The sequence below is a fragment of the Kineococcus esterisolvens genome (assembly GCF_050871405.1).
Classification (GTDB): domain Bacteria; phylum Actinomycetota; class Actinomycetes; order Actinomycetales; family Kineococcaceae; genus Kineococcus.
This window is the reverse complement of sequence record NZ_JBJLRI010000050.1, coordinates 1-23,914: the sequence shown is the minus strand read 5'-3', so window position 1 is coordinate 23,914 and position 23,914 is coordinate 1. Positions and strand designations below refer to the sequence as shown.

At 70.0% G+C, this 23,914-nt stretch carries 24 protein-coding genes and 3 pseudogenes; 13 read left to right on the top strand and 14 right to left on the bottom strand.

The window, feature by feature from the left end:
• Nucleotides 1–79: 79 nt before the first annotated feature.
• Nucleotides 80–952, bottom strand: coding sequence for an oxidoreductase (locus ACRYR8_RS15005; RefSeq protein ID WP_432485294.1), 873 nt, complete (start codon nt 950–952; stop codon nt 80–82).
• A gap of 226 nt (nt 953–1,178) precedes the next feature.
• Between ACRYR8_RS15005 and ACRYR8_RS15000 the strand changes: the two genes are divergently transcribed.
• Together ACRYR8_RS15000 and ACRYR8_RS14995 are read left to right on the top strand one after the other, a co-directional pair.
• Nucleotides 1,179–1,655 carry a winged helix-turn-helix transcriptional regulator gene (locus tag ACRYR8_RS15000; RefSeq protein WP_432485250.1) on the top strand — a complete coding sequence of 159 codons (477 nt, stop codon included), beginning with the start codon at nt 1,179–1,181 and terminating at the stop codon, nt 1,653–1,655.
• A 111-nt stretch (nt 1,656–1,766) separates the two neighbouring features.
• Nucleotides 1,767–2,066, top strand: coding sequence for an integrase core domain-containing protein (locus tag ACRYR8_RS14995; RefSeq protein ID WP_432485252.1), 300 nt, complete (start codon nt 1,767–1,769; stop codon nt 2,064–2,066).
• Between the two features lie 204 nt (nt 2,067–2,270).
• Here ACRYR8_RS14995 and ACRYR8_RS14990 read toward each other — a convergent pair whose 3' ends face one another.
• Nucleotides 2,271–2,663 (bottom strand): hypothetical protein, encoded by a 393-nt coding sequence (locus tag ACRYR8_RS14990; protein WP_432485254.1) that lies wholly within the window; start codon nt 2,661–2,663, stop codon nt 2,271–2,273.
• A 138-nt stretch (nt 2,664–2,801) separates the two neighbouring features.
• Between ACRYR8_RS14990 and ACRYR8_RS14985 the strand changes: the two genes are divergently transcribed.
• Nucleotides 2,802–3,026, top strand: coding sequence for a hypothetical protein (locus tag ACRYR8_RS14985; RefSeq protein WP_432485256.1), 225 nt, complete (start codon nt 2,802–2,804; stop codon nt 3,024–3,026).
• Nucleotides 3,023–3,775, top strand: a complete 753-nt coding sequence (locus ACRYR8_RS14980; protein ID WP_432485258.1) for a hypothetical protein — start codon at nt 3,023–3,025, stop codon at nt 3,773–3,775. Before ACRYR8_RS14985 ends, ACRYR8_RS14980 begins: the two co-directional genes overlap by 4 nt.
• A gap of 95 nt (nt 3,776–3,870) precedes the next feature.
• Here ACRYR8_RS14980 and ACRYR8_RS14975 read toward each other — a convergent pair whose 3' ends face one another.
• The 6 genes from ACRYR8_RS14975 to ACRYR8_RS14950 form a co-directional block, all read right to left on the bottom strand.
• Nucleotides 3,871–4,428 (bottom strand): hypothetical protein, encoded by a 558-nt coding sequence (locus ACRYR8_RS14975; protein WP_432485260.1) that lies wholly within the window; start codon nt 4,426–4,428, stop codon nt 3,871–3,873.
• 164 nt (nt 4,429–4,592) lie between these two features.
• Nucleotides 4,593–5,117: an RNA polymerase sigma factor gene (locus ACRYR8_RS14970; protein WP_432485262.1), complete on the bottom strand. Its 525-nt coding sequence runs from the start codon at nt 5,115–5,117 to the stop codon at nt 4,593–4,595.
• A complete protein-coding gene (locus tag ACRYR8_RS14965; RefSeq protein ID WP_432485264.1) occupies nt 5,114–5,464 on the bottom strand; it encodes a hypothetical protein in 351 nt (116 codons plus the stop codon). The genes ACRYR8_RS14970 and ACRYR8_RS14965 overlap by 4 nt, the downstream gene beginning before the upstream one ends.
• Before the next feature lie 545 nt (nt 5,465–6,009).
• Entirely contained in the window at nt 6,010–7,659 is a 1,650-nt protein-coding gene (locus ACRYR8_RS14960) for an ABC transporter permease (RefSeq protein ID WP_432485266.1), read from the bottom strand.
• Entirely contained in the window at nt 7,656–8,582 is a 927-nt protein-coding gene (locus ACRYR8_RS14955) for an ABC transporter ATP-binding protein (RefSeq protein ID WP_432485268.1), read from the bottom strand. Before ACRYR8_RS14955 ends, ACRYR8_RS14960 begins: the two co-directional genes overlap by 4 nt.
• 65 nt (nt 8,583–8,647) lie before the next feature.
• Nucleotides 8,648–9,319: a TetR/AcrR family transcriptional regulator gene (locus tag ACRYR8_RS14950; RefSeq protein WP_432485270.1), complete on the bottom strand. Its 672-nt coding sequence runs from the start codon at nt 9,317–9,319 to the stop codon at nt 8,648–8,650.
• Between the two features lie 690 nt (nt 9,320–10,009).
• Here ACRYR8_RS14950 and ACRYR8_RS14945 point away from each other — a divergent pair.
• On the top strand, nt 10,010–10,171 hold the full coding sequence (locus ACRYR8_RS14945) for a hypothetical protein (RefSeq protein WP_432485272.1): 162 nt from the start codon (nt 10,010–10,012) through the stop codon (nt 10,169–10,171).
• Nucleotides 10,172–10,452: 281 nt separating this feature from the next.
• Nucleotides 10,453–10,848 carry a hypothetical protein gene (locus ACRYR8_RS14940; RefSeq protein WP_432485274.1) on the top strand — a complete coding sequence of 132 codons (396 nt, stop codon included), beginning with the start codon at nt 10,453–10,455 and terminating at the stop codon, nt 10,846–10,848.
• A gap of 266 nt (nt 10,849–11,114) precedes the next feature.
• On the opposite strand, the pseudogene ACRYR8_RS14935 reads toward ACRYR8_RS14940, so the two are convergent.
• Nucleotides 11,115–11,561, bottom strand: a pseudogene (locus tag ACRYR8_RS14935) (transposase); the annotation flags it as partial.
• Nucleotides 11,562–11,841: 280 nt separating this feature from the next.
• Between ACRYR8_RS14935 and ACRYR8_RS14930 the strand changes: the two are divergent.
• Nucleotides 11,842–12,381 carry a DDE-type integrase/transposase/recombinase gene (locus ACRYR8_RS14930; RefSeq protein ID WP_432485276.1) on the top strand — a complete coding sequence of 180 codons (540 nt, stop codon included), beginning with the start codon at nt 11,842–11,844 and terminating at the stop codon, nt 12,379–12,381.
• 228 nt (nt 12,382–12,609) lie between these two features.
• On the opposite strand, the gene ACRYR8_RS14925 is transcribed toward ACRYR8_RS14930, so the two are convergent.
• Nucleotides 12,610–13,584 carry a helix-turn-helix transcriptional regulator gene (locus ACRYR8_RS14925; protein WP_432485278.1) on the bottom strand — a complete coding sequence of 325 codons (975 nt, stop codon included), beginning with the start codon at nt 13,582–13,584 and terminating at the stop codon, nt 12,610–12,612.
• A gap of 99 nt (nt 13,585–13,683) precedes the next feature.
• On the opposite strand from ACRYR8_RS14925, the gene ACRYR8_RS14920 reads away from it, so the two are divergent.
• The 3 genes and pseudogenes from ACRYR8_RS14920 (at nt 13,684) to ACRYR8_RS14910 (ending at nt 16,022) form a co-directional block, all read left to right on the top strand.
• The gene (locus tag ACRYR8_RS14920) at nt 13,684–14,079 is read left to right on the top strand and encodes a RidA family protein (protein WP_432485296.1); all 396 of its coding nucleotides are present in this window, start codon (nt 13,684–13,686) and stop codon (nt 14,077–14,079) included.
• Nucleotides 14,080–14,330: 251 nt separating this feature from the next.
• A complete protein-coding gene (locus tag ACRYR8_RS14915) occupies nt 14,331–14,813 on the top strand; it encodes a DUF488 family protein, N3 subclade (RefSeq protein ID WP_432485280.1) in 483 nt (160 codons plus the stop codon).
• A gap of 64 nt (nt 14,814–14,877) precedes the next feature.
• Nucleotides 14,878–16,022 (top strand): annotated as a pseudogene (locus tag ACRYR8_RS14910) (IS701 family transposase).
• Nucleotides 16,023–16,204: 182 nt separating this feature from the next.
• On the opposite strand, the gene ACRYR8_RS14905 reads toward ACRYR8_RS14910, so the two are convergent.
• The 3 genes and pseudogenes from ACRYR8_RS14905 to ACRYR8_RS14895 all read right to left on the bottom strand — a co-directional run bounded on the left by ACRYR8_RS14905 (nt 16,205) and on the right by ACRYR8_RS14895 (nt 17,892).
• Nucleotides 16,205–16,360, bottom strand: a complete 156-nt coding sequence (locus ACRYR8_RS14905) for a hypothetical protein (RefSeq protein WP_432485282.1) — start codon at nt 16,358–16,360, stop codon at nt 16,205–16,207.
• 129 nt (nt 16,361–16,489) lie between these two features.
• Nucleotides 16,490–17,592: pseudogene (locus tag ACRYR8_RS14900) on the bottom strand (mandelate racemase/muconate lactonizing enzyme family protein).
• A 111-nt stretch (nt 17,593–17,703) separates the two neighbouring features.
• A complete protein-coding gene (locus tag ACRYR8_RS14895; RefSeq protein WP_432485284.1) occupies nt 17,704–17,892 on the bottom strand; it encodes a hypothetical protein in 189 nt (62 codons plus the stop codon).
• Between the two features lie 119 nt (nt 17,893–18,011).
• On the opposite strand from ACRYR8_RS14895, the gene ACRYR8_RS14890 reads away from it, so the two are divergent.
• Nucleotides 18,012–18,497: a transposase family protein gene (locus ACRYR8_RS14890; protein ID WP_432485286.1), complete on the top strand. Its 486-nt coding sequence runs from the start codon at nt 18,012–18,014 to the stop codon at nt 18,495–18,497.
• Nucleotides 18,404–19,495, top strand: a complete 1,092-nt coding sequence (locus ACRYR8_RS14885; protein ID WP_432485288.1) for an ISL3 family transposase — start codon at nt 18,404–18,406, stop codon at nt 19,493–19,495. The genes ACRYR8_RS14890 and ACRYR8_RS14885 overlap by 94 nt, the downstream gene beginning before the upstream one ends.
• Before the next feature lie 403 nt (nt 19,496–19,898).
• Here ACRYR8_RS14885 and ACRYR8_RS14880 read toward each other — a convergent pair whose 3' ends face one another.
• Nucleotides 19,899–22,040 (bottom strand): putative bifunctional diguanylate cyclase/phosphodiesterase, encoded by a 2,142-nt coding sequence (locus ACRYR8_RS14880; RefSeq protein ID WP_432485290.1) that lies wholly within the window; start codon nt 22,038–22,040, stop codon nt 19,899–19,901.
• A 156-nt stretch (nt 22,041–22,196) separates the two neighbouring features.
• On the opposite strand from ACRYR8_RS14880, the gene ACRYR8_RS14875 reads away from it, so the two are divergent.
• The gene (locus ACRYR8_RS14875) at nt 22,197–23,342 is read left to right on the top strand and encodes a PP2C family protein-serine/threonine phosphatase (RefSeq protein WP_432485292.1); all 1,146 of its coding nucleotides are present in this window, start codon (nt 22,197–22,199) and stop codon (nt 23,340–23,342) included.
• Nucleotides 23,343–23,914: the final 572 nt, after the last annotated feature.

Here is a 23,914-nt window from a genome sequence, read left to right as displayed (position 1 = left end):
GAGCTCACCGCCACTTCCGCCCTGTCCAACGCTCAGCGACCAATCCCCTCCGGAGGAACATGCGCCCCCGGGGAGGTGCTCAGTGCGCGATGGTGTCCAGCTCGGCCACGTCCTGCTCCGACAGGGAAATGGCCGCGCCGGAGATGTTTTCGTGCAGGTGGGTCACGGACTTCGTGCCCGGGATCAGCAGGAGATTCGGAGAACGCTGCAGCAGCCAGCTCAGAGCCACCGCCATCGGCGTGGCCGACAGCCGCTGCGCCACCGCCGACAGCGCCTCGGACTGCAGGGGGGTGAACCCACCCAGGGGGAAGAACGGCACGTAGGCGATGCCGTCGCGGGCCAGGTCGTCGAGCAGGTCGTCGTCGTGACGGACGGCAAGGTTGTACATGTTCTGCACACACACGATCGGAGCGATGCCCGTGGCCTCGGCGACCTGCTCGGCGGTGACGTTGCTGACGCCGAGGTGGCGGATCAGGCCGTCCTGCTGCAGCTGGGCGAGGGTCTCGAAAGCTTCGGCGATCGAGCCATCCTGAGGGCCGTTGGCATCGCCCATGCGCATGTTCACCAGGTCCAGCACGTCCACCCCCAGGGCCTGGAGGTTGTCCTGGACCTGGCGGCGCAGGTCTTCGGGTCGGCGGGCGATGGGCCAGCCGCCCTGGGCGTCGCGCTTCGCACCGACCTTGGTGGCAATGAACAGTGACTGCGGGTAGGGGTGCAAGGCCTCGCGGATGAGGTCGTTGGTGACCCGGGGGCCGTAGGCGTCGGAGGTGTCGATGTGGGTGATGCCGGCCTGCACGGCGGCGCGCAGGACGGCCAGAGCGCCGTCGTGGTCGGCCGGGGGGCCCATGACCCAGGGACCGGCCAGCTGCATCGCTCCGTAGCCGAAGCGGGTGACCTCACGATCACCCAGAGTCCAGGTGCCGCCGGGCAGAGCAGTGGGAATGGAGCCGATGCCATCGCTGGTAGTGCCACTGGCGTCGCTGGTGGAGGTGATGGAGGTGGTGGAGGTGGTGCTCACAATGGGGCCTTTCCCGATGTCGGTCTGGGTGTTCGTCTCGATGACCGCGGTCGCGCTACTAGCGCCCCGAGGCGGCATGGACGAGACTGACGCCTCTGCTCTCCATCGGGAAGTAGGCACTTTTAGGTGCGTTACGCACCACTAACGTCTGGAGGGCAGCATGACCGCGACGACACCGTCTCGCCCGACCGCCCGGACCGCGGAGCCGGCGAGGGAGGAGGCCAAGCGCGCCGCTGGGCAGCAGTACAACGCCTTCCTGGCGCTCTGCCCGAGCCGGCAGCTGTTGGACCGCATCTCCGACAAGTGGGTCACCCTGATCCTGTGCGCCCTGGCCGGTGAAGCTGCAGCCCAGCGCGACGACGACGAGCCCGCGGGGCCTCGGGTGCTGCGCTACTCCCAGTTGTCCCGACTGCTGGTGGGCGTCAGCCAGAAGATGCTGACCCAGACGCTGCGGTCCCTGGAGGCCGACGGCCTGGTGACACGCAGCGTCACCCCGACGGTGCCGGTGACGGTCACCTACGAGCTCACCGACCTCGGTGCGTCCTTGCACCGGGTGGTGAGCCATCTCCGCGCGTGGGCTCAGGACAACATGGACGCCGTCACCGCCCACCGCGCCAGCCACGGTCAGGGCGCCTGACAACGCGACCAGGCGACGCCGTTGCGGAGCGCGTCGTCTGACCCAGCAGTCCGCGGGCGTCCCCACCACCCACGAATCCGAAGAGTCGATAAAGGAGTTCAATACGTCGCGATGCGCTACAGCGAGCGCCTGGCCACCGAGGGGGCGGTCGCCTCGGTGGGTTCCACTGGCGATTCTTACGCTAACGCGATGGCGGAGGCGTTCAACTACCTCTTCAAGTCCGAGTGCATCCGCAACCCGCACCTGCCCGGTCGCGAGGGTCCCTGGCGTGGCATCGACGACGTGGAGATCGCGGTGGCGGAGTACGTGGACTGGTACAACCGCCGCCGCCTGCACGGTGAGCTCGGCATGGTCCCACCCGTTGAGTACGAAGCCCGCTTCGCCGACCACCCTGTGATGATCACCGGCTGAGCGTTGCTTGACGCCCTCCATCGAACCCGGGCCTTGACACCCCGTCCTACCAGGGGCTTCGTTCACACCGACCGCAACCCCGCTCGTCAGCGGGATGGAAAAGGCTCACTAGATCTAACGGTCATCCCGCCTCATGTGTGAAACACGCGTCGGCGAGGAACACACGCCTTCCGCCCGCTCACGTGGATGACACGCTGGGTGAGATCAGTAGGCGAAGACGCTGACCAGTGCGCCGGCTGCGAAGGGAACACCCTCGTCGTCCCTCTCGATCAACGACGTGGTGTCGACCATGACGCCGTGATCATGGATGTGCAGGGCTGCAAGGCACGACTCGACGGGAAGCGGCTCCGTCACCGTCGGAATGGACAAGAGGGAGCTGCACTCCTCCGTGACCAGCTCAGGGCCCGACGCCTGCAACGCCTTCGTCATGCTGCCTGAGATCGTCGGTACAGACTGGTGCACCTGCCAGCAGCCGACCAGCCCGTCCCCGCTGCACTTCGTCGAATGCGTTCCACCGTCGGGGGCAGGGAGAGATCGTGCCAGTGCGGCTGCACGCTCCGCGCGCGGGGAGTCGATCCGCTCCTGCACCAGCGGCACGGCCAAGACCGCTGACGCACTGAGCGCGGCGATGACGAGGGAGATCGAGAAGGCAGGACGCGGAGGACGCACGGACGTGCATCGACGTTCGGGGACCGCGCCTGAAGGACCCCGCACCTCAGCACGTAGATCATCGCGATGCAGGTGCTCGAGCCGTACCTGGCGCCCGACCAGCTGAGCTTGGCGAGCAAGCTGCAACTGTCGGCTGTCGGGTGGGTCCGCCGCGCCATGACGACCGCTATGCCTCTCGCGACAGGCGACTGCACGGTCATCCCGCCGATCGCGCACCTGCTCGAGCCGCGCGGCCGCAACACCTGCATGACGTGCGGGCCTCACCGCACGACACCGATCATGATCGGGTGAGCATGAGCCTGTGCACCGACACCGCACCAGCGGCCTGGCTCCGGGACGACCCCCAACCATGGCACCGGCTGGTCAGCCTGGGACCGGCGGGGTTCCCCACCTACGCGCGGCTGCGCTTCCTGCCCGATCCCACCGGCTCCGGCCAGAGCGAGGGCGACGCCGGCGACTCCCTCGTGCAGGTCTCAGAAACCGAGCAGTTGCGCCGCGCGGTCGACGTCCTGGCCGCGTTCACCACCACACCGCAGGGGTGCTTCTTCCTGCTGTGGGACGGCTGGGGCCTGCACCCTGCCGGTCCCGGCCACCCCGCATACGACGACCGGGGCACCTGGCCGCGCCTGCCCGGTGGCCCAGTCACCGGCAGCGGCCGCCGCCTCGACGACGGCGCCCCGCTGCTGCACGAGCCCTCGGCCGGGTTCGAGCCGGGCCTGCAGCCGCGATCGGCGCACCCCGGGGCGCCGCAGGAGCACCCGGCGCAGGTGCGCCTGCCGAACCGGGACTACTACCTCTTCGTCGGCGGCACCGGCGACGTCGGCGACTGGGGCCCAGCCCTGCCGCTAGGGCGCAGCGGCCACGCCCCCGATCCGGCGTTCGTCTGGCCCGCCGACCGCGCCTGGTGCCTCGTGCGCGACGTCGATCCGCACTACGCGGGCATCGGGGCCACCCCGCAGGCCCTCGACGCCCTGGTGCACCACCGCGGCCTGGACGTCGTGCTCGCCGACCCGACCCAGGAGCAACCTCACTACCGGTGAGCAGTGCCACGGCCCACCTCGACGAGGAGGTCCGCTCACCGCGTGAAGCGGCCCACTCGGTCGTGGCGCGGTGCCGGCAGCGCCGGCGCCCGTAATCAATCCCCACCCACGCAGCGTCCAGCAGCAGCTGAGCAGCCCTCCCTGCTTCCGCCGCACCGCCGAGGGACCCCACAGCGCACGGTCAGCGCGCTCACGCAGCCCAGCAGCCCAGCAGCCCAGCAGCCCTCGAAGGTGCGCAGCGCCGCCACGTCCGCGCACCGCAGGTGCTCCCACTCCCCGGAACCGAAGGAGTCGGCGGTGGCGTCGATGAACACCTCCGCACCCCCACCCCCGGGCGCCCGCCGGTAGTACGTCCTGATCGGGTCCCCTTCCGTGGTCGCACTCGTCACCCGCACCTCCGCGCCGTCGTGCTGCGCGTCCGCGCTCGACAGGCACGCCTCCCACGGCGCCGCTGCCGCCTGCTCCCCCGACACCTGGCCCGACGCCTGCCCCTGCGCCACCGTGACCGGTGGGCACCGCGGGTACGGCTCCCGGTCGCTGAACGCCTGCGGCGGGCGACCCGAGGCGGTCAGCTGCCAGATCACCCACACCAGCATCGAGCCGGCGAAGAGCATCAGCGCCACCACGAGCACCGGGCCGAGCGACGCACGCACGTCTCTGGCACCTCACCCATCACGCCTCCAGGGTCGGCGAGCCCAACAACAGGCGAGGGCTCTTCGGTGAACTCCCCCGCTCAGCGAGCCGGGCACGCAGGTGGCATGGATGGTGCGACGCAGAAGAGTCGACAGCGAGGCCGGATTGACTTCCCCGCCTCGCCTCACTCCTGCATGGCCGTTGTCGACTCGCCCTGCAGCAGCCGGGCCAACGCCACCCGCGCCGTGGCGTACCGGGTGCGCGCCGTCGAGGCCGGCACACCCGTGACGGCCGCCGCCTCGACCAGCGTGAAGCCGTCCCAGTGCACCAGCATCACCAGCTCCCGCTGCGCCGCGGGTAGCCTCCCGACCGCTTCCCGCACAGCGTCAGCGACGTGATCCGGCCCGGCCGCGTCAGCGATCCGCTGCGCAGCCGCGAGCTCGCTGCGCAGTCGGGCGGACAGGTCATCGGCGCGGTGCCGACCGCGTCGGTGGTTCGCCAACGTGCCGCGAGCCACGGTGAACAGCCACCGGCGCGCCCCTTCCTCGTCGGCGGGCAGGTCGGCCGATCGGCGCCAAGCGGTCGTCAGCGTCTGGGACAGCACATCGGCAGCGTCCTCGGGATCGGCGGTGCGCCGGCGCAGGTAGCTCAGGACATCGCCGGCGTGCCGGGCCAGCAGATCCGCGACCCGCTCGTCCGCAGCGCTCACCGGCCGGGAGTCCGTTCGATCTCCTCGGCGCAGCCGGTGCTCTGACCCTCGATCGAGACCTTCGAGACGTCGTAGCCCTGCCGCCGCACCTCGTCGAAGACGGCTGCGCTGATGGCCTGGCTCCACGCGTTGAACTCGATCCAGTCCTCGGTGTACAGCTCCTCGCCCGTGCCCAGGTACTCACCCGTCACCCCGTCGGTGACGTCCATCGACCGCTGGTCCTGAAGCTGGCGGGAGTAGTCCAGGTCGTCGAGGTCCATCGTGGCCAGGTACTCCCGCCCGGCGAGGACCGCGGGGTCATCGACACCCTTGGCGCCGTGGTACGGCACCACCTTCACCGACAGCAACGCGCACTGCCCCGGCGTCTGACCGATGACGCGGTCCCACGCCAGCCAGTCCGGCGCCCACGGCGAAGCCGCCGCGCGCCCACTCCCGCCACGGCGAGCACGCCCGCCGCCCCGCCGACAGCGAGCCGGCGCGCCAGGCGGCCACCGCGTCGCCCTCCTCGACGCCCCCGGGTGGTGGGGGCGCAGGCGTGCACGAGGTCGTCGATCTCACGGCTCACCCCGTCGGTCACCGGGACCGTCGGTGCGGACCTGGCCAGCAGCTCGTCCAGCGCGCGGTCATCCAGCGGGCTCATGCCGGTCCCCTCAGGGTGGGGGGCGCTCACACCCTCTACATGTCCGGCACCCGCCTCGAACGTCCGCCCCTGAGGACGCACCACCGAACCCCCTGGCCCACTCGGCACAGGACCGTGACCGATGCGCACGGTCCTGACGCCCGTCCGGGTGCGGCCGCCATCTCAGCTCGACTTTCAACCTCCGGCTTCGCGCCGGGAAGTCGGAGGTTGAAAGTCAAGCTGAGACGGTCTAGCCGTGCGGCACCTGCACGCTCATGCGGTCACGTCCCGGCGGCGCAGGGCCGCGGTGGCTGCGACCACCAAGGTGGCGGCCGTGATGGTGATGAGGGCCAGTGGAGGCAAGGTGACCGTCTCGTAGGGCGCTCTGGGGGTCAGGGCGAAGGGCGCCGCGTCCAGGACCACGCCGGGGAGGTCGAACAGAGGCCCGTACAGGCCGACCAGGATCGAGGCCACCAGCAGCGCCCAGAGCCACCACTTGCCCGCGCGCAGGCCGTGGGCGAGAGCGGCCAGCCCCGTGAAGCACAGCACGATCGGCAGGTGGGCGAGGGAGGCGAGCGTGAACGCGCCCACGAGGCCGGGATCGCCGACCGAGCTCGCGGCTCCGGCGCCCACACCCAAGCCGGAGGCGAGCAGCAGCAGGGTCGAGCTCAAAGCGCTCACCAGGACAGACCCACCCAACCACGCCGGGCGGCTGACCGCAGTCGCCAGGACCACGCCGGTGCGGCCCTCGTCCTCCTCGTGGTTGAGCCGGTTGATCGAGACCACGGCGTGGACGGCTACCGCCATGGCGAAGAACGCCAGGAACGCGGACAGGGTCGAGCGCAGCACGTCGTCCTGGCCAGCACCGCCGAAGACTTCCGCGAGCTGGGGCTGGGACTCGAAGCTGTCCACGATGCCCCGCCCCATGGAACCGGTGAGGAGGGCGAACACGAACAACCCGACCGCCCACCACGCGATCGAGGCCCGCTCCGTGCGCAGGGTCAGACCCGTGGGGCTGGGCAGTCCTCGACTCGCCGCGGGGCGACCGCGCCGAGCCGGGAGCAGACCGGCGCCGACGTCGCGGTGCCCGACCAGCCCGAACGACGCCGTCAGCAGCAGGGCGGCCACGCCGACGCCGACAAGGAGCGGCCACCAGCGCAGATCGACGAACGCGCGGGTCTGCTGCGCCCATCCGATCGGCGACATCCACGACAGCGTGCTGCCGCCAGGCTGGGCGGCATCACCGACCCCGCGCAGCACGTAGGCCAAGCCGAGGAGCCCGCCGGCCGTCCCGGAGGCGGTGCGGGCGTGCTCGCTCAACTGGGCGGTGACTGCGGCGAGGGATCCGAAGACGAGTCCGACCACGGCGGCGCCGGCAGCGATGGCGGCCGAGTCGGGCAGTGCGAGGTCGTTGACCAGCAGCGCGGCGAGCAGCACCGCCGCGATCGCCAGGTTCGCCACGAGGAGCAGGACGAGCGCGGCGCTCAGCGGGGCACGGCGTCCGACAGCACCGGCGCGCACGAGGTCGACGCGGCCGGCCTCCTCCTCGGCCCGGGTGTGACGCACGACCAGGAGGATCGACATGAGCGCGACAGCCACGGCGATCATGCCGAGCATCTCATTGGCGATCATGACCCCGAACGTGTAGTCGTCCAGGCCGTAGCCCGGGCCGGTCATGAACGCACCCGAGGGGTCCCTCATGATCTCAGCTCGGGTCTGCATCGCGGCGGCGTCCGGGTAGACCGCCGGGATGGCCGCACCGAAGTACGCGATGAGCCCGCCGATGCTCAAGGCCCACACCGGCATCCGGACACGATCGCGGCGCAGCCCGAACTGCAGCAGGCGGCGGGTGCCGGTCAGCGCAGTGCTCGATGACGGTGCCGCGTCCGGGACGCTCTCGCGGCTGCGGGTGAGCGTGGTCATCGCGCACCACCCGACGTGCTGGCCGCACCGGAACGTGCCGGAGGGCCGTCGTAGTGGTGGACGAACAGCTCCTCGAGCGTGGGCGGGGTGACCACGAGGTTCGCGATGCCGGCGGCGGCCAGCGCGCTCATCACCGAGGACAGCGCGGTGTCGTCGACCGTGAAGGTCAAGAGCTCGCCGTCCACCGTGACGTCGTGCACCCCGTCGAGGGATCCGATCGCGCCGGGTGGCTGCCTCGTCGTGACGCGCACGGTGCTGCGGGTGAGGTGACGGAGCTCCTCCAGCGAACCGCTTTGCACGGTGCGCCCGGCGCGGACGATCGTGACCCGGTCGCAGAGCTTCTCGACCTCGGCCAGGATGTGGCTCGAGAGCAGCACGGTGGTTCCGCGGGCGGCGGCCTCAGTGATGCACTGCTGGAACGTCAGCTCCATCAGCGGGTCGAGTCCCGAGGTCGGCTCGTCGAGGACGAGCAGCTCCACATCGCCGGCCAGCGCCGCGACGAGGGCCACCTTCTGCCGGTTGCCCTTGGAGTAGGTGCGGGTCCTCTTCGTCGGATCCAGGTCGAACCGCTCCAGCAGCTCGGCCTTGCGGGCTCGGTCCAGGCGGCCGCGCAGGCTCGCGAACAGGTCGATGACCTCCCCACCGGTCAGCTTGGGCCACAGGTTGACGTCACCGGGCACGTAGGCGAGGCGCCGGTGCAGGGCCACGGCCTCGGACCACGGATCGGCGCCGAACAGCCGGGCCGTGCCGGCGTCTGCACGCAGCAGCCCCAGCAGGACGCGGATCGTGGTGGACTTCCCGGCGCCGTTCGGGCCGAGGAACCCGTGCACCTCACCGGCGACCACGGTGAGGTCGAGCTCGTCCAGGGCGCGCACCGCGCCGAAGGACTTGGTCAGGGCCTGCACATCGATGACTGGAGACATGACTCGTGCGCTCCCTACGGGTACCGCCAGATGAGGTGGTCGGCGCGACGCGCGGCCTCGCCGGATCAGACGCTGCGAGCAGGTGTGGAGGTCTGCGGTGGGTCGCTCACGTAGAGCAGGTACGCATCGAGCATGGTGTTGTCCGTCATGAGCCCGTGCGTGAAGAGCTCCACGGTCGGCAGCATCATGCGGTTCCGGTAGCCGTGCAGGATCGCGACCACGTCCGTCGGGTCGGCCGGGGGGTTCAAGGTCATGTCCAGCAGCAGCGCACCGAGGCCCTGCACGGTCAGGTAGTGGGCCCGGGCCTTCTCGTCCCGGCTCGGGCGCATCGTCCCCGCCGCCACGGCCTCGGCGATGTAGGCCTCGGCGTCCGCGGCGAAGTGCTCGACGAAGTCCTTCGCCAGCTCCCCTCCTGCTTGCAGGCTCCGCAGCGCGTACCCGACCAGTGGCGCGTACTCGTCCATGGACGCCAGCTGCAGCAGCAGATCCTGCGCACCACCCGAGGCGAGGGCTCGCTCTTTCGACTCCCGGATCGCTGCCAGCACGTGGGCGTCGCACGCCGCGCGCAGCTCGTCCTTGGAGCCGAAGTGGTGCACGATCAGCGCCGCGCTCACTCCCGCGTCCTGCGCGATGACCCGCAGCCCCACGCCGAAGCCCTCGCGCCCGTACCGGGCCACCGCCGCGTCGCGGATCCGCGCACGCGTCGTGAGGTCCTCCGGCGACGAGGTTGAACGCATGTTCCATACGCTAAACACTCGTTCAAGAGAAGGCAAGGGCGGGGACCACCGGGCAGGAGGCGCCGAACCGGTAGGGCCTGGTGGGCCGCTACCGAGCTGACGTGGACGGCGCTGCGGACCGCTCCGGGATCCGGGCGGCACGAGCACCCGGGTCGCGACGCGCACCACCCCGCCGGGCGGGATCGCACCGACTCCCACCAGGGCATCCACACCGAGCACCGCCGCTTGGCGCGTCACCCCCACGACCGTCGCGCACCTGTTCTGCGCCTTGCTGGACAACACCCCAGAAACTCGTGGCAGGAGCTGAACCCTTACGAGCCGTGGCAACACATCGCAGCGAGCAGCCGTCGGGCACGGATGGGCGTCACGGCCAGACGGGCCAGCGCTGTCATCGTGATGCTGGTGTCGTAGCGCGGGGCCAGGCGCTCGCACTCTCGCCGCCTCGCAGGCACCTGATGGCACACTCGACAATCTCGCCGGGTGGCGAGCCACCGATCAGGGAAGCTCGCCACCGACCACGTCGATGTCCAGACGTGATCTGAGCGTGGCGGACATCGACGCACCTGCCCAGAGCGCACCTCTCACCGACGCCCTGTCCGCTCGACCACACAGTGTCGTCGACACCTCCTCTCCAGCAGTACGCCGTTGTCCTGTTCGCCCTGGGTGTTGCGCAAACGCAACACTGAGGAAGTGACGAGCACGAGTCAGGAGGCTGCAGGTGTCCCCCCGCACACCAGGCAGCCGCACAACCGCCTGGCGGTGCTGCGCGCCGAGCGGGGCATCGGCCGCCGCCCGCTGGCCCTGCGCCTGGCCGTCCACTTCGCCCTGCCGGTCGAGGCGATCTCCCCCTGAGCCCCTTCCCGCCCATGGCGGCGCAGCTGCACGCCGCCCCCACCACCTCCACTACGACCTCCACGGCAACTCCCCCGACGCGCTCGATGACGACGCCGACGGCAGGAGCGGACGCGTGAACACCCCCGTCAGCCGCGCCCGCAGCGGGCCCCGCACCGACCCGCACACCCCCCAGCCGCGCGCAACGCCGCGCGCGGCTGCGCGCCCGCAGGCACGCGCACCTGCACGACCAACGCCAAGCGCCGCTGCCGGCCAGCGCTGGCAGGGTGTAGCTGCGGCGCGTGACCCGGATGCTGGACACCGCCCCCGCCGGCCTGCTCGACGAGCGCGGGGTCGCCCACCGACGCGAACATCACCTGACGCTGGTGCTGCTGGGCGCGCTGGTGGCCTTGGCTCCTCTCAACGGCTTCCTCGCGCAGCAGGGAGGTGCGGCCCTGTTCAGCAGCGTCGACTGGGTAGCGCTGCTCCTTGCCTCGTTCCTGGCCGTGAGCACGCTGCCCGCCGCCGCGCTGACATGGACCTGGCCCACACCCACCGACGAGGTGGGCGACCTCAACGACTCATCAGCAACCATCGATACGAGTGATCGCACTGCGTCGCGAGGTGCGGCGACCATCTCAGAAACGGTCGATAGCCGGATGCGGAGCGCTGCTGCAGGGAACCTCCGAGATCACTGATCGGTGCCGAGCCGCACGCCAGGTGATGCTCCTGCGCTGGCGATCTGGGCTTGCCCCGACAGGCCTGACACCTGAGATCAGGGGTGCGCCCTTGAAAGAGTGGGGGTCGTGTCCCCCTCGAGGAAGCCGACTCGGCCGCGCCGGTCGTTCAGTGCTGAGTTCAAGGCCGAGATCGTGCAGCGGCGCCGCGCCGGTGATCGCGCCATCGGGCAGGTCGCCCGCGACTTCGACCTGACCGAGACCGCGGTGTGCGAGAAGCCGTTGCACTATTCCACGGGAGATAGTCGCCGGGCGCAGATCAGGGTGACGGCCAAGCGGGCCAGTGCGGTGATCGTGGCCGCGGTGCGGTCGTAGCGCAGCGCCAGGCGCTTGTAGCTCAGCAGCCAGCCGACGGTGCGTTCGACCACCCAGCGGTACCGCCCGAAACGCTGGCTGGAGTCGATACCGATCCGGGCGATGCCGCGCCGACGTGATCAGGTACGAACCCGGCGGTTGTCGTGGCCCTTGTCGGCGCGCAGCTTGGCCGGCCTGCGCCGGGGCCGACCGCGACCGACACCCTTGACGCCTCGCTGCCCATCCAGCAGCGGCACCAGGAACAGCGAGTCGTGCCGATTGGCGCCGCAGAGCACGACGTTCAACGGCAACCCGTCGGCGGCCACGAGCAGGTGGTACTTCGTGCCCAACTCCGCTCTATCCGTAGGGTCTGGGCCTGATGGCGTGGACCGCTGGTGGTGGCAGGGGGATCAGCGGCTCGAGCAGCTCCCACAGCTCATCAGTGATCAGCTGGCGAGGCTGAACAGGGGCATCGGTAACCATGCGATCCAGGCTGCGCCTGCCTTACCGCGACACGCCAGAGCCTTCGACGGACTTCTGCAATGGCTTCTGAGTGGGTCCGCGCCGCCGACCGGGACGACGGCAGCGGCTCCGGTGGCGGCTCCGGCGGCGGCTCCGGGGGGCTCAGCGCCGATGAACGGCACCTACGGGGCGCCGGGGGTGCACACCGAGCTGGCCGCAACCAGCCGGGCGCGTTCGCGTAAGCGGATCGCTCGGCTGATGGCTGCCGCCGGGCTGCGCTGGCGGGAGCCGAAGCGGTGGAAGATCACGACGGTGCCCGACCCGGCCGCTACGACCGCGACGGACGCGATCATGCGTGACTTCTGCGTGAACGCCGCCGCGGTGAACTTTCGCTGGTGCGGGGACATCACGTACATCGCGACGTGGCAGGGGTGGTTCTACCTGGCGACGGTGATCGACATTTCCTCCCGGCAGATCGTCGGGTGGGCCACCGCGGACCATCTGCGCACCGATCTGGTTGAGCAGGCGCTGCGCAACGCCTGCGAGCAGCGCCGTCCACCGGTCGGGGTGATCTTCCACTCGGACCGCGGTTGCCGAGGCGGATTCAACCGGTCGTCGCAACACCTCGCAGCAGTTCATCACTGCGGCAGGGTATGCGGAAGTCCGGTTGTCGGTGGGTCGGAAGGGGCAGTGCTGGGCCAACGCGGTCGCGGAGTCGTTCTTCGCGATCCTCAATGAGGCTCTTCGGATCTACAGGTGGGAAGGCCGTACTGACCTCCCCACTTAGTACTGCAACGGCACTTGTGGTGGGGAGGGGCGTCACCTGTAGGGCGGGAGAGTGCGTGAGCTTGGTGCTGGTGTCGACCGTCTGGATGCAAGGTCGCGTGGCGCGTCGGACCCGGTGTCGTTTGGATCGCACCGCTGTGGAGTGGGCGCCGGTGGCGCTCCGTCGATAGCGGCGCGCTTTCAGGGCGATGTCTTGTAGCGGGTGGTGATCGCGGTGGCGCGTTCACGCAGGGAGGTGCGCAGCGATGGCGGAGCTAGTGCTTCGGCGTCTGCGGCGAGCTGCCACAGCGCCCACTCGGCGTGCTGAGCGTCGGGGAAGGTGACCTCTAGCCGCAGCCAGCCGTCTTCCTCGGGATCCTCGGCGCGCACGGCCAGCGCGGTGCTTACCAGCTCCTCCCGTCGTGCCGGGTTCACCCGCACGAGCGCGGTGACCTGGTCGCCGCCGGAGAGGTACTGGTCGCAGCGTTCTCGCCAGATCCTGTCTAGATCGACCCGGTCGGGTCGTTGTGCGGGTTCGGGGAGCTCCTCGGCGGCCAGCACCCTCGACAGTCGGTAGGTGCGGTCCGCGCCCGATCTCCTGGCCAGCAGGTAGCCCCGCGTGCCGACGGTGACCAGGCCGATTGGGTCTACTGTGCGCCACTGCGGTGCCTGATCCGTGGCCGCGTAGTGGATGCGCAGCTTGTGCCCGGCGAGCACTGCGCGGCGGACCTGGATCATCGCTGTGGAGGGTGCCTCCTCAGGGGCCCGCTGGTGCAGGACGAGGTCGGCTTCGGGGTCGATGAGCAGTCGCCGGGCGGCGTCGCTGACGGTGCTCCGATGGCCCTCCGGCAACGCGTCGAGCACCTTGCGCACCGCCGAGGCGAGGGCTGGGCCGAGGCCGAACACGTCCTCCCCGTGCCCCGACCCGGCGACCAGCAGGGCCAGGGTCTCGTCGTGGCTGAGCCCGGTGAGCTCGGTCCCGAAACCAGGCAGCAGCGCGTACCCGCCGTGGCGGCCGCGTTCGGCGTAGACCGGGACACCGGCCGCGGACAGCGCCTCGATGTCGCGCTGCACGGTGCGGGGGGTGACCTCCAGCTCGCGGGCCAACGCGGCAGCGGACAGCCGGCCCCGCTGGCGCAGCAGCAGCACAAGCGAGACCAGGCGGTCAGCACGCATGCGAAAACCCTACCGAAATATACGACCAAGGATGTCGCAATTCGCTGGGAGGCTCATGGACGTCGGACCTTCGACAGAGCGGATGGAGTGGAAATGGCAGTGGAACGAACGGCGGTCAATCCGGTGACGTGGTCGCTGGAGCTGGGATTCAACCAGGGCGAACTCGTCTCCGGACACACCCGAACCCTGTACTGCTCGGGGCAGACCGCCATGAGCGGCGACGGCAGGCCCCAGCACGAGGGGGACATGGCCGCACAGCTGGCGCTCAGCCTCGACAACGTCGAGGCCGTGCTCGCCGAGGCCGGCATGTCGCTGACCAACCTCGTCCGGCTCAACGTCTACACCACCGATGTCGATCTCCTGTTCCAGCATTACGGCGTCCTGGCGTCGCGGCTGGGCGCCGCCAGGGTCTCGCCAACGACCACGATGCTCGGGATGACACGGCTGGCGATCCCCGGGCAGATGGTCGAGCTCGAGGGTACCGCCGTCGCCTGATACCGACCCGTGACCGCTGCTCGTGCCGGTTGTGCCGGCACGAGCAGCGTTGACACGCGGGTGACCCGGCGGTGGCCGATCACCCGCTGCACTCGACCTCCGGCAGTCTGCCGATCCATGTGTGAGCGGCACGACTCCCCGGTGCGCTCGGCTCGCCTGTGGTCACGAACACGAGCCGAGCGGGGTCATCGCCCGGGCAACCGCGGCATCGTTGGCGGCCGCCACGACCATGAGTCAGGTAGGTGTTCCCAATGCTGAGAGTAGCGACGATCGGCGTGTACGGCTTCTGCGGGGAGTCCTTCCGGCAACGTCTGCAGCAGGTGCACGTCCGTCTTCTGATCGACGTTCGCCAGCGCCGAGGTGTCCGAGGACGTGACTACGCCTGGGCGAACTCGCGTCGGCTGCAGGCCGCTCTCGCCGGCGCCGGGATCGCCTACGAGCACCACCGTGAGCTTGCCCCGAGCACCGAGCTGCGCCATATGCAGTACGCCGAGGACGACCGCCGCGAAGTCGGCAAACGCTCGCGCCGCGAACTGGCGGTCGAGTACGCCCACCGCTACACCACTGAGATCCTCGACCGGGCCAACCTCACACCGATCGCCTCCGCGCTGCCGAGCGGTCAGACCGCGGCGCTGTTCTGCGTCGAGCGCGACCCTGAGGCATGCCACCGGTCACTGATCTGCCAAGAGCTGCACGAGCGACACGGAGTCACGATCGAGCACCTACGGCCATAGTGACGCCGTGAAGCGTCGCGGGCTGTTGGTGTCGCGATGGCGACTGTAGTAGACCACCGTGTTCGTGGTGGTGGATGCTGCTCTGGCGGAGCTTGACCGGGTGCATGGTCGTATCGCAGGCCGCTTTCGGAGGGCGGAGCCGCGGGCGCGGGTCCGAGACTATGTGACGGGGCTGGCGGCGGGCCTGGAACGCAAGAACGGCTGGACCCTGGCGGAGCAGGCAGGTGAGGTGTCCCCGGATGGGATGCAGCGGCTGCTTCGACGGGCGGACTGGGACATCGACGGCGTCCGTGACGACGTACGCGATCACGTCGTGGAGCACCTCGGTTCCACCGATGGTGTGTTGATCGTGGACGACGCCGGATTCCTGAAGAAGGGCACCCACTCCGCGGGGCGCAGCGGCAGTACTCCGGCACTGCGGGCCGAGTCGAGAACTGTCAGATCGGCACGTTCCTGGCCTACGCCTCGCCGCGAGGGCATGCGCTCATCGACCGGGAGCTGTACCTGCCGCAGTCCTGGACGGATGATCGTGACCGCTGCCGGGCGGCTGGGATCGGGAACGAGGTGGGGTTCGCCACCAAGCCGCAGCAGGCCATTGCCATGCTCGCCCGGGCCTTCGATGCCGGCGTGCCCTTCGCGTGGGTAACCGCCGATGAGGCCTACGGCCAGGCGGCCTATCTGCGGGTCTGGCTGGAGGACCGTGATGCGGCACATGTACTGGCCTTCAAGAGCAACGACATCCTCATCACCGCCGACGCCCACCAAGCCCGGGCCGCGGAGCTCATCGCCGCGCTGCCCGCGCGGGCGTGGCGGCGCTACTCCACCGGACCCGGCGCCCACGGTGAACGGATCTACGACTGGGCCCGGATCCCGGTCCGCATCGCCTGGCGCACCGGGCGGGGACACTGGCTGCTGGCGCGGCGCTCGACTCGGAACGGGGAGCTGGCCTACTACATCTGCTACGGACCCCGCGGCGCGTCTTTGGCTGACCTCGCCCGCATCGCCGGCACCCGCTGGCACATCGAGGAATGCTCCCAGCAGGCCAAGAACGAAGCCGGGCTCGATCACTACCAGGTCCGCGACTACCGGGCCTGGTACGCCCACATCACCCTCTCGATGCTGACCCTGGCCTGGCTGGCCGCCACCCGAGCCCAGGTCGCACAGGCGCCGTCCGCAAAGGGGGCTCTCGCACCGGCGACCACGGCATGATCGCCTACACACTACCCGAGATCCGCCGCCTCCTGGCCAAGCTCGTCCTCACCGTCCAACACGCCGTCGACCACGTGTGGAACTGGTCCACCTGGCGGCGACGACGCCAACACCAAGCCCGCACCTGCCACTACCGACGCCGCGGACACACCCCGCCACAAGTGCCGTTGCAGTATTAGGAGTCAAGTCCCTCGCGAAACCATCCGCTCGTACAACTGCCCGGTGACGGTCCCGTCCCCACGCAGGAACCAGCTCAACAGACCCGCAGCCATCTGATCGGTCAGGGCCAGCTCGAGCAGCTCCCGAACGGCCGGGTCGTCGAGGTGGTCGCCAGTCATGCAGCAAGGCAAGGAATCGCTCGGGGTACTCCAGCGAGGGCACGTCAGCGGCAGCGGGCGTGGTGGGGGGCATCCCTACACCGCGCGGCTTCGGTCGACGAGCTCCTCACCCGGCAGGGCCGAGCCGATCTAGGAGAACGATACGACGGGATCGCCGAAGGCGCCGTCGTCGGGGACCACGCCGAGTCCGGGGCCGGTCGGAACCTGGATGCGGCCACCCTCGACCCGGACCGGATTCGCCGAGTCGTAGTGGAGGTGCACGAAGGGTTCGGCGATCCAGACGCCCTCGAACAGACGAGGGTGCACGGTCGCGGCGATGTGGACGCAGGCCGCGGCGATGATGTCCCCGCCCAGGAGTCGTCGCAGGTGTGGGGCAGCGAGCGTGCCTCGCAGACGTCGCGGACGGTGGCCATGGCGCCGAGGCCGCCCAGGCGGGTGACCTTGAGGCCGAACCCGTCGCACACCCCCAGCGAGATCGCCCGCAGCACCTCGCCGAGGTTCTCGGTGCTCTCGTCCAGGTAGACCGGGTGGTCCAGCTGGGCGCGGATCGCGGCGATCTCCTCCATGGTGTTGCAGGGCTGCTCGAACACGAACGGGATGTCGGCGCACTCCCGGTCGATCCGCAGGACGTCGCGCGTGAGTAGCGCCCGGTTGGCGTCGACGACGAGCCGTGTGCAGCCGGTCGCCTCCCACACTTTCCGGATCGCCTCGACGTCGATCTCGACCGGCCGTCCACCGACCTTCATCTGGAGGCGGGGGTAGCCCTCGGCAATCTTCTGCGCCGCGATGCGGGCGGTCTCGTCGGGGTCGTCGAGCGTCAGCGAGTAGTACGAGTCGACCTGATCGGTCGTCGCGCCGCCGAGCATGTCGCACACCCGCAGGCCGTGGGCCTTGCCGAGCAAGTCGTGCACCGCGATGTCGATCGCGGCCTTGGCGTAGTTGTGGCCGTGGAGCAGGCCGTTCAGCGCGCGCTGGATCGTCGAGGGCCCGATCACCGTCTGACCGATCAGCCCCGGGGCCATCTGGGTCAGGGCCGCGCGGGCGCCGAGGGCGTGGGCCGGGGCGTGGGTCGGGCCGATGGGGCACGTCTCGCCCCATCCGGAGAGCCCGGTGTCGGACACGATCTGCACGATCGTCGAGTCCAGGGCGGTGTAGGCGCCCTCGGACAACCGGTAGACGGTGCCGTTCAACGGCAGGTCGAGCTGGTAGAGGTGGATCTCAGCGATCCGCATGAAGTTCCTTCCGATCCGCGTGTCGGCGTCGGTGTCGTCGATCCTGGTTGAGCTCGACGCTACTGGTGCTGTGCTGCTGATCCTGCTGGGGGTCCTGTGCTGCTGGTCCTGTCAGGTCGACTCGACCGTCGTGGGCCAGGGAGTGGTGGCGACTTCGCGGGCGGTCTGCGGGGCAGTGGGGTCGGCGCCGACCGAGTGGAGCGCGGTGGCGTCTTCGTGCAGGGTAAGCAGCTGCGCCTCGAGGGGCTCGGGATCGTGCTGGCGGAAGTCGGCGGCGGGATCGTGCAGGTAGCCGCGCAACCAGGTCGTGCGGTCGCGGGTGATGCGGGTGTTCGGGATCGGCGAGCCCGTTGACCGGTGCTGGCGGACGTGCGGGTGGTTCTCGCGCTCAGTTTGCGCTCGGTCATCGCCATCATGTGGTGAGCGGTAAGTCGGTGCGTCTCGCCGACGGGAACGATCAAGCCCGCCACGATCAGAGGGACCACGATCGATCAACGAACGGCTGCACCGTGCACCCCTCCTGCGAGCCGTCCGACCTCCGGCACGGTGCCGACCCCTGTGCCGTCGCCGATCAGCTGCTGGGGCTGGATGGTCTGCACCTGCTCGCCCTGCACCGCCTCGACCCCGACCCTGACGCTGAGCACCCGCGGGGGCCGCTGCGCCTGACCGTCCAGACCGGCCCGCACGAGGTGGTCGCCTGCCGAACCTGCGGGGTGCTCGCCGCCGATCACGGCCGGCGCGAGCACCGCTTGGCCGACGCACCCTGCTTCGGTACCCCGGTGCAGCTGATCTGGCGCAAACGGCGCTGGCGATGCCGCGAACCACGCTGCCCCACCGGCGTCTGGTCCGAGGAGCACCCTGCGCTGCCGGCGCGGGCCAAACTCACCACCCGGGCCGTGGACTGAGCAATGCAGACGCTGCGCTGGGACGACTCCACCTTCTCGGCCCTGGCCCGCCAGCTCGGCGTGGACTGGCACACCCTCATGGACGCCATCCGCGCTCACGCCGCCGACGACCTCGACGCGGCGCCGGCCCGATCCGCGCGACTGGCTGGCGTCGACACCCTCGGGTCGATGAGCACATCTGGCGCCCCTCAGCCCGCCACCGCGACCGGGCCGTCACCTCCATCGTCGACCTCACCCTCGACCAGCACGGCCGGGTCCAGGCCCGCCTGCTCGACGTCACCCTCGGACGCTCCAGGCCGGTCTACGCCACCTGGCTGCGGGCCCAGCCCGGCGAGTTCGTCACCGGCATCACCCACGCTGCCTTCGACCCGTTCCGCGGCTACGCCAACGCCATCCGCGCCGAACTCCCCGAGGACACGGTGACGGTTCTGGACGCCTTCCACGTCGTGAAGCTCGCCTCCACGGCGATGGACGAGGTTCGCCGCCGTGTCCAGCAGGCCACCCTGGGCCGGCGCGGGCACCGCGACGACCCGCTGTACCGCTCCCGCCGGTTGCTGACCACGGCTCGGGAGAACCTCACCGACCGTGGCCGGGCCCGCCTCGAGGCGGCGCTGCAGGCTGGTGACCCCGGGCTGGAGGTCACCGTGGCTTGGTACGCCTACCAGGACCTGCGCTCGATGTTCCACGCCGCCACCCCGACCGCGGGCCGGGCCATCGCGCAGCGGGTTCTCGACAGCTTCCACCGCTGCCCGATCCCGGGAATCGCCCGGCTGGGGCGGACGCTGCGGTCGTGGCAGATCGAGATGCTGGCCTACTTTGACGACGACCCAGCCCGGTACGGCATCAGCAACGGCGGCACCGAGGCCATCAACCTCATCATCGAGAAGACCCGGCGCCTGGCTCATGGGTTCCGGAACTTCGCCAACTACCGCATCCGCATCCTGCTCGCCGCCGACGGAACTCGTCCGTGGCGACGACGTCGCCGTGGATCAGGGTGAGCTACCCACCCACGGATCCGAAGAGCCCTCGATGATCAGCTGGCGGACCGGCAGTCTTGGTCCACGCGGGCCGGGGTGCACGCGGCGATCTTCGACTGGATCGGGGGTTGGTGCAACCCGCGCCGTCGGCATTCCAGCTCGGGCTACCTCAGTCCGGATGAGTTCGATCGTCGGAATGCAGAGCTCGAGTTCGCAGTAGCCTGGACTACACAATCACCGTGTCCGGCGAACCGGGGCAGGCCCACGTGGTCGCTCGTGACCAATGCGTCGCGTTCTTCGGCATGTCCTTCAGGGTGTCGATGACGACGTCCTCGACCTGGTCGGCGGTGATCGAAACCGGCCGACCTGGTCGGGCTTCGTCGCTCAAGCTGTCGAGTCGGCGGGCCGCGGCGCGCTCGTCGGCTCAGGCAGGGGCGAGGGTGGCGGCGGGTCGGCCGAGGGCGTAGCCCTGGCCGTGGTCGCAGCCCATCTCGTGCAGACGCCGCCGCTGCTGGACGGTCTCGATCCCTTCGGCGGTGACAGTAAGACCGAGGCCATGGGCGAGGCTGATGACGTGGGCGACAATCACCTCACCCGCGGGGGCGGTCGTCATGGTCTTCACGAACGACTGGTCGATCTTCAAGGTGTCCACCGGCAAGCGGTGCAGATAGGCCAGAGAGGAGAAGCCGGTGCCGAAGTCGTCGACGGCCACGCGCACCCCCAACTGCCGGATCTGGGCCAGGACGGCGGAGGTTTCCCCCAAGTCGGAGATGAGGGTGGCTTCGGTGACCTCCACGCACAACAGGTGCGGGTCCACGACGGCTTCGGCCACCGACTCGCGCAGAGCGGGCACGAAGTCAGGGTGGTGCAGTTCGCGCGGTGAGGCGTTCAAAGCGAGGCGGAAGTCAGCACCCGGCAGCCGATGACCGACGGCGCGCAGGGCCTGACACGCGGTGGTGGTGACCCAGCGGCCCAGGGCGACGATCTGCCCTGTCACCTCCGCTGCAGGAAGGAACGCCTCCGGAGCGAGCAAGCCGCGGGAGGGGTGCTGCCAGCGGATGAGGGCCTCAGCGCCGGCGACGGCTCCAGAACGCAGGTCGACGACGGGCTGGTAATGCAGGCGCAGCTGCCCGCCGTCCAGGGCGGTGGCCAGCTCACCTTCCACCTGCAGCAGACTGGGCACGGCGGCACGATCGCGGCGATCGTTGACGGCGATGCGTTCATCGGCGTTGGTCCCGATGTTGGCCTTGGCGTCGTACATCGCGGTGTCGGCGGCGTGCAGCAGCGACTCCGGGGTGTCGCCATCGGTGGCGTAGGCAATGCCGACGCTGGCGGAGATGACCATGGAGTGCCCGTTCACCTTGATGGGGTGCTCCAGGGCCGCGAGCAGGCGCCTAGCCAGGTGGGTGGCGCTGCCTTCGGGTCGACGTTCGGGGTGCTGCTCGCCGGCCACGACGATGAACTCGTCCCCGGACAGCCGGGCCAGGGTGTCGCTGGGACGCAGCACCGCGTGCAGGGCGTGGGCCACACCGAGGAGCAGGCGGTCCCCGGCGGCGTGGCCGTAGGTGTCGTTGACCTGCTTGAAGCGGTCCAGGTCGATGAAGAGCACCGCCGGTGTTCCGGCGGTGCGGGGTGTGGCGGCCAGGGCATGGGTCAGGCGGTCCAGCAGCAGCACCCGGTTGGGCAGACCGGTCAGCGGGTCGTGCAGGGTCTGCACCCGCAGCGCGTCCTCCGCGAGTTGGCGGGTCTCGCGGTCGCGTGCGTGCAGGACGTAGTTGGTGGCGACCTGCGCCATCAACCGTGCCGCGTTCAGGTCCTCCTCGTTCAGCCGCAGGGGTTCGCGGGAGTACAGGTCCACCACTCCCCACACCTGCCCGCGGGCCATCATCGGCATGGCCGTCACGGCGTGGACCCCGGCAGCGAGGGCGGCAGGGGTGAAGCGCGTCCAGCGGCTCTCCTGGCTCAGGTCCGCCACGTGCACCGGTGTCGCGGTGGCGACGGCGTCGTAGCAGGGGCCCTCCCCGACCTGAGACTGGGAGCGTTCGGCCACGGCGAGGTCTTCAGAGGTGGCTTGGGCGAAACGCAGCTGCTCCTGCTCTTGCTCTCGCTCCACCAGGGAGACCCCTGCCCCGTCGATGGGCAGCACTGCGGGCAGGCGCTCACACAGGTTGCGCAGCACGAGCTCCACGTTGAAGTCGGCGAGCAGGTCCTGGGTGAAGTCGGCGAGGACGTCGGCCAGCTCCACCCGGTGCTCCTGCGCGATCACCTCATCGGCTACGTCCTCGGGCGCCTCTTCAGCCTCGCCAAGTTGCGCAGCGCGTGATGGATCACCGGCCGGCTCCTCACTGCCGCGTTCACCGAAGTCGATGCCGGCCTTGACCTCAGTCTCCTTGACGCCAGCTTCCTCGACCTCAGGCCTGCGGCGGGCAGTGGCGGTGGCATCCCGTCTCCCGACATCCCGCCCTCCAGACACTCCCACCTCGCTCGAGTCCTCGAGGGCTGCCCCACGTTCTTCGACGCGGCGCCGCGCCGCCAGTTCATCTGCGCCCCCGGGGCTGTGAGTCACCCCAGCAGCTTGGCATCGAAGCCGCGCCAGCGCGGTCCTTTGAGCACCGCCTTGATCAGGTGACCTGAGCCGGGGCGGCAGCGGACCGCCGCTGCTGTTACAGAATGCTACTAGAGTAAGACGGTGCGTAGTAGTCGTGAGGAGTGGTTGCCGGCCTTGCTGGCAGCCGTAGAGGCCGCAGCGCCCGTGGACACGGTGCGGGTCTTCGCCCGGGAGCTGCGACGGCAGGTGGACGCCGTACAGGTGAGCTTCCTCATCGCCAACTTCAGCGCACGGTCCCTGACCCGGCTCACGCAGTCCGCCACCCAGGGCCCAGGAGAGCGGGCGCCCGAACAGGTGCCCCTCTCCGACGACGTGCTGCCTTACGAACGGGCCGTGCTCACCCAGCAAGTGCAGATCGTGCCCGAGGGGGCGGGTGCTCGGCTCCTGGCCCCGGTCAGCACCCGCGGCGACGCGATGGGGGTCCTGGAGCTCCTGCTCCCGGCGCCGGCCGATGACGACGTGCGGGCGCTGATCAAAGCCGCCGCCAACACCCTGGCCCTGGTGATCACCGCTGAGCGCCGCCACACCGACCTCTACGAGTGGGGCAACCGCATCACACCCCTCGTGCTGGCCGCGGAGATCCAGCACCGGCTGCTGCCCGACGCGTTCACCTGCGAGGCCGGGACCTTCACGCTGGCCGCGTGGCTGGAACCGGCCGGCAACATCGGCGGGGACACCTTCGACTACAGCCTCGACCGCACGAAGCTGTTCCTCTCTATCACCGACGCGATGGGCCACCAGGTCGAGGCCGCGCTACTGGCGACGCTGGCCGTGGGCAGTCTGCGCAACAGCCGCCGCGCCGGCGCCGACCTGGTGACCATGGCCGGTGCCGCCAACCGGGCGATCGAGGAGAACAGCAGCGACCCCGGCTTCGTCACCGGTCTGCTGATGTCCGTCGACCTCCGCGACGGCAGCACGGAGATCGTCAATGCCGGGCACCCACCGCCGCTCCTGCAGCGCGGCGGGGAGGTCCGGCCCCTGCAGCTCACGCCCGACCTCCCCCTGGGGATCCGCCCCGACCTCGGCTACCAGGTGCAGCACTTCCAGCTGCAGCCCGGGGACCGCCTGATCCTGCTCACCGACGGCATGCTGGAACGCAACGCCGAACACCTCGACCTCGCCGCGTTCATCGCCGACCACGCCGCGGACCACCCCCGCCAGCTCATCCAGGCCCTCACCGCCGCGGTCGAAGACGCCGTCGGCGGGGAGCTCGCCGACGACGCGACGGTGATGTGCCTGCACTGGCACGGCCCCGCCTGAGCAGGGAACGTCACGCACGGATCAGTGCCGCCGCACCGAGCAGCGGGCCCCCACCACGCAGCGGACCTCACCGTGCCGCAGGTCCTGTGGGGCATCAGGTCCTGCGGTGGTCAAGTCCCCAGAGGTGGTGTGCGACGTTCGTCGCGTGATGCTCTTCGTGGTCAGGCCATCACAGCCTGCATCATGCGGTTGGAGTGCACCTCCGCTGTGGTCTCGGGCAAGTCTTGCCTCTTGCCTGTGACCGGAATCAGCCGACAACGGGTCAGCAGGTTCAGGCCGAGGTAGCGCCGCCCCTTGGTCTACTCATCAGGCTCTTGCCGGTAGCGGCAATGAAGCTGCGGGTGGCCAGGACAGCGAAGGTGCTGGGGCACGCAGGACCTGGTCGGGGACGATGGAGGCGACCAAGCCTTTCCGCTGTACCCACCTGGACCCTTCGTGCTCTCCTCATGGGTGCAGCCGGTCCTGTTCTGGCAGGCTCGGTGGTGGTGGCGGCCGGCGGGTCAGCACTGTGCTCTCCGGGCCCAGCGAGGCCTGACGATAGACCGTGCGCCCGCCGGTCGTGAGAAGGCGCG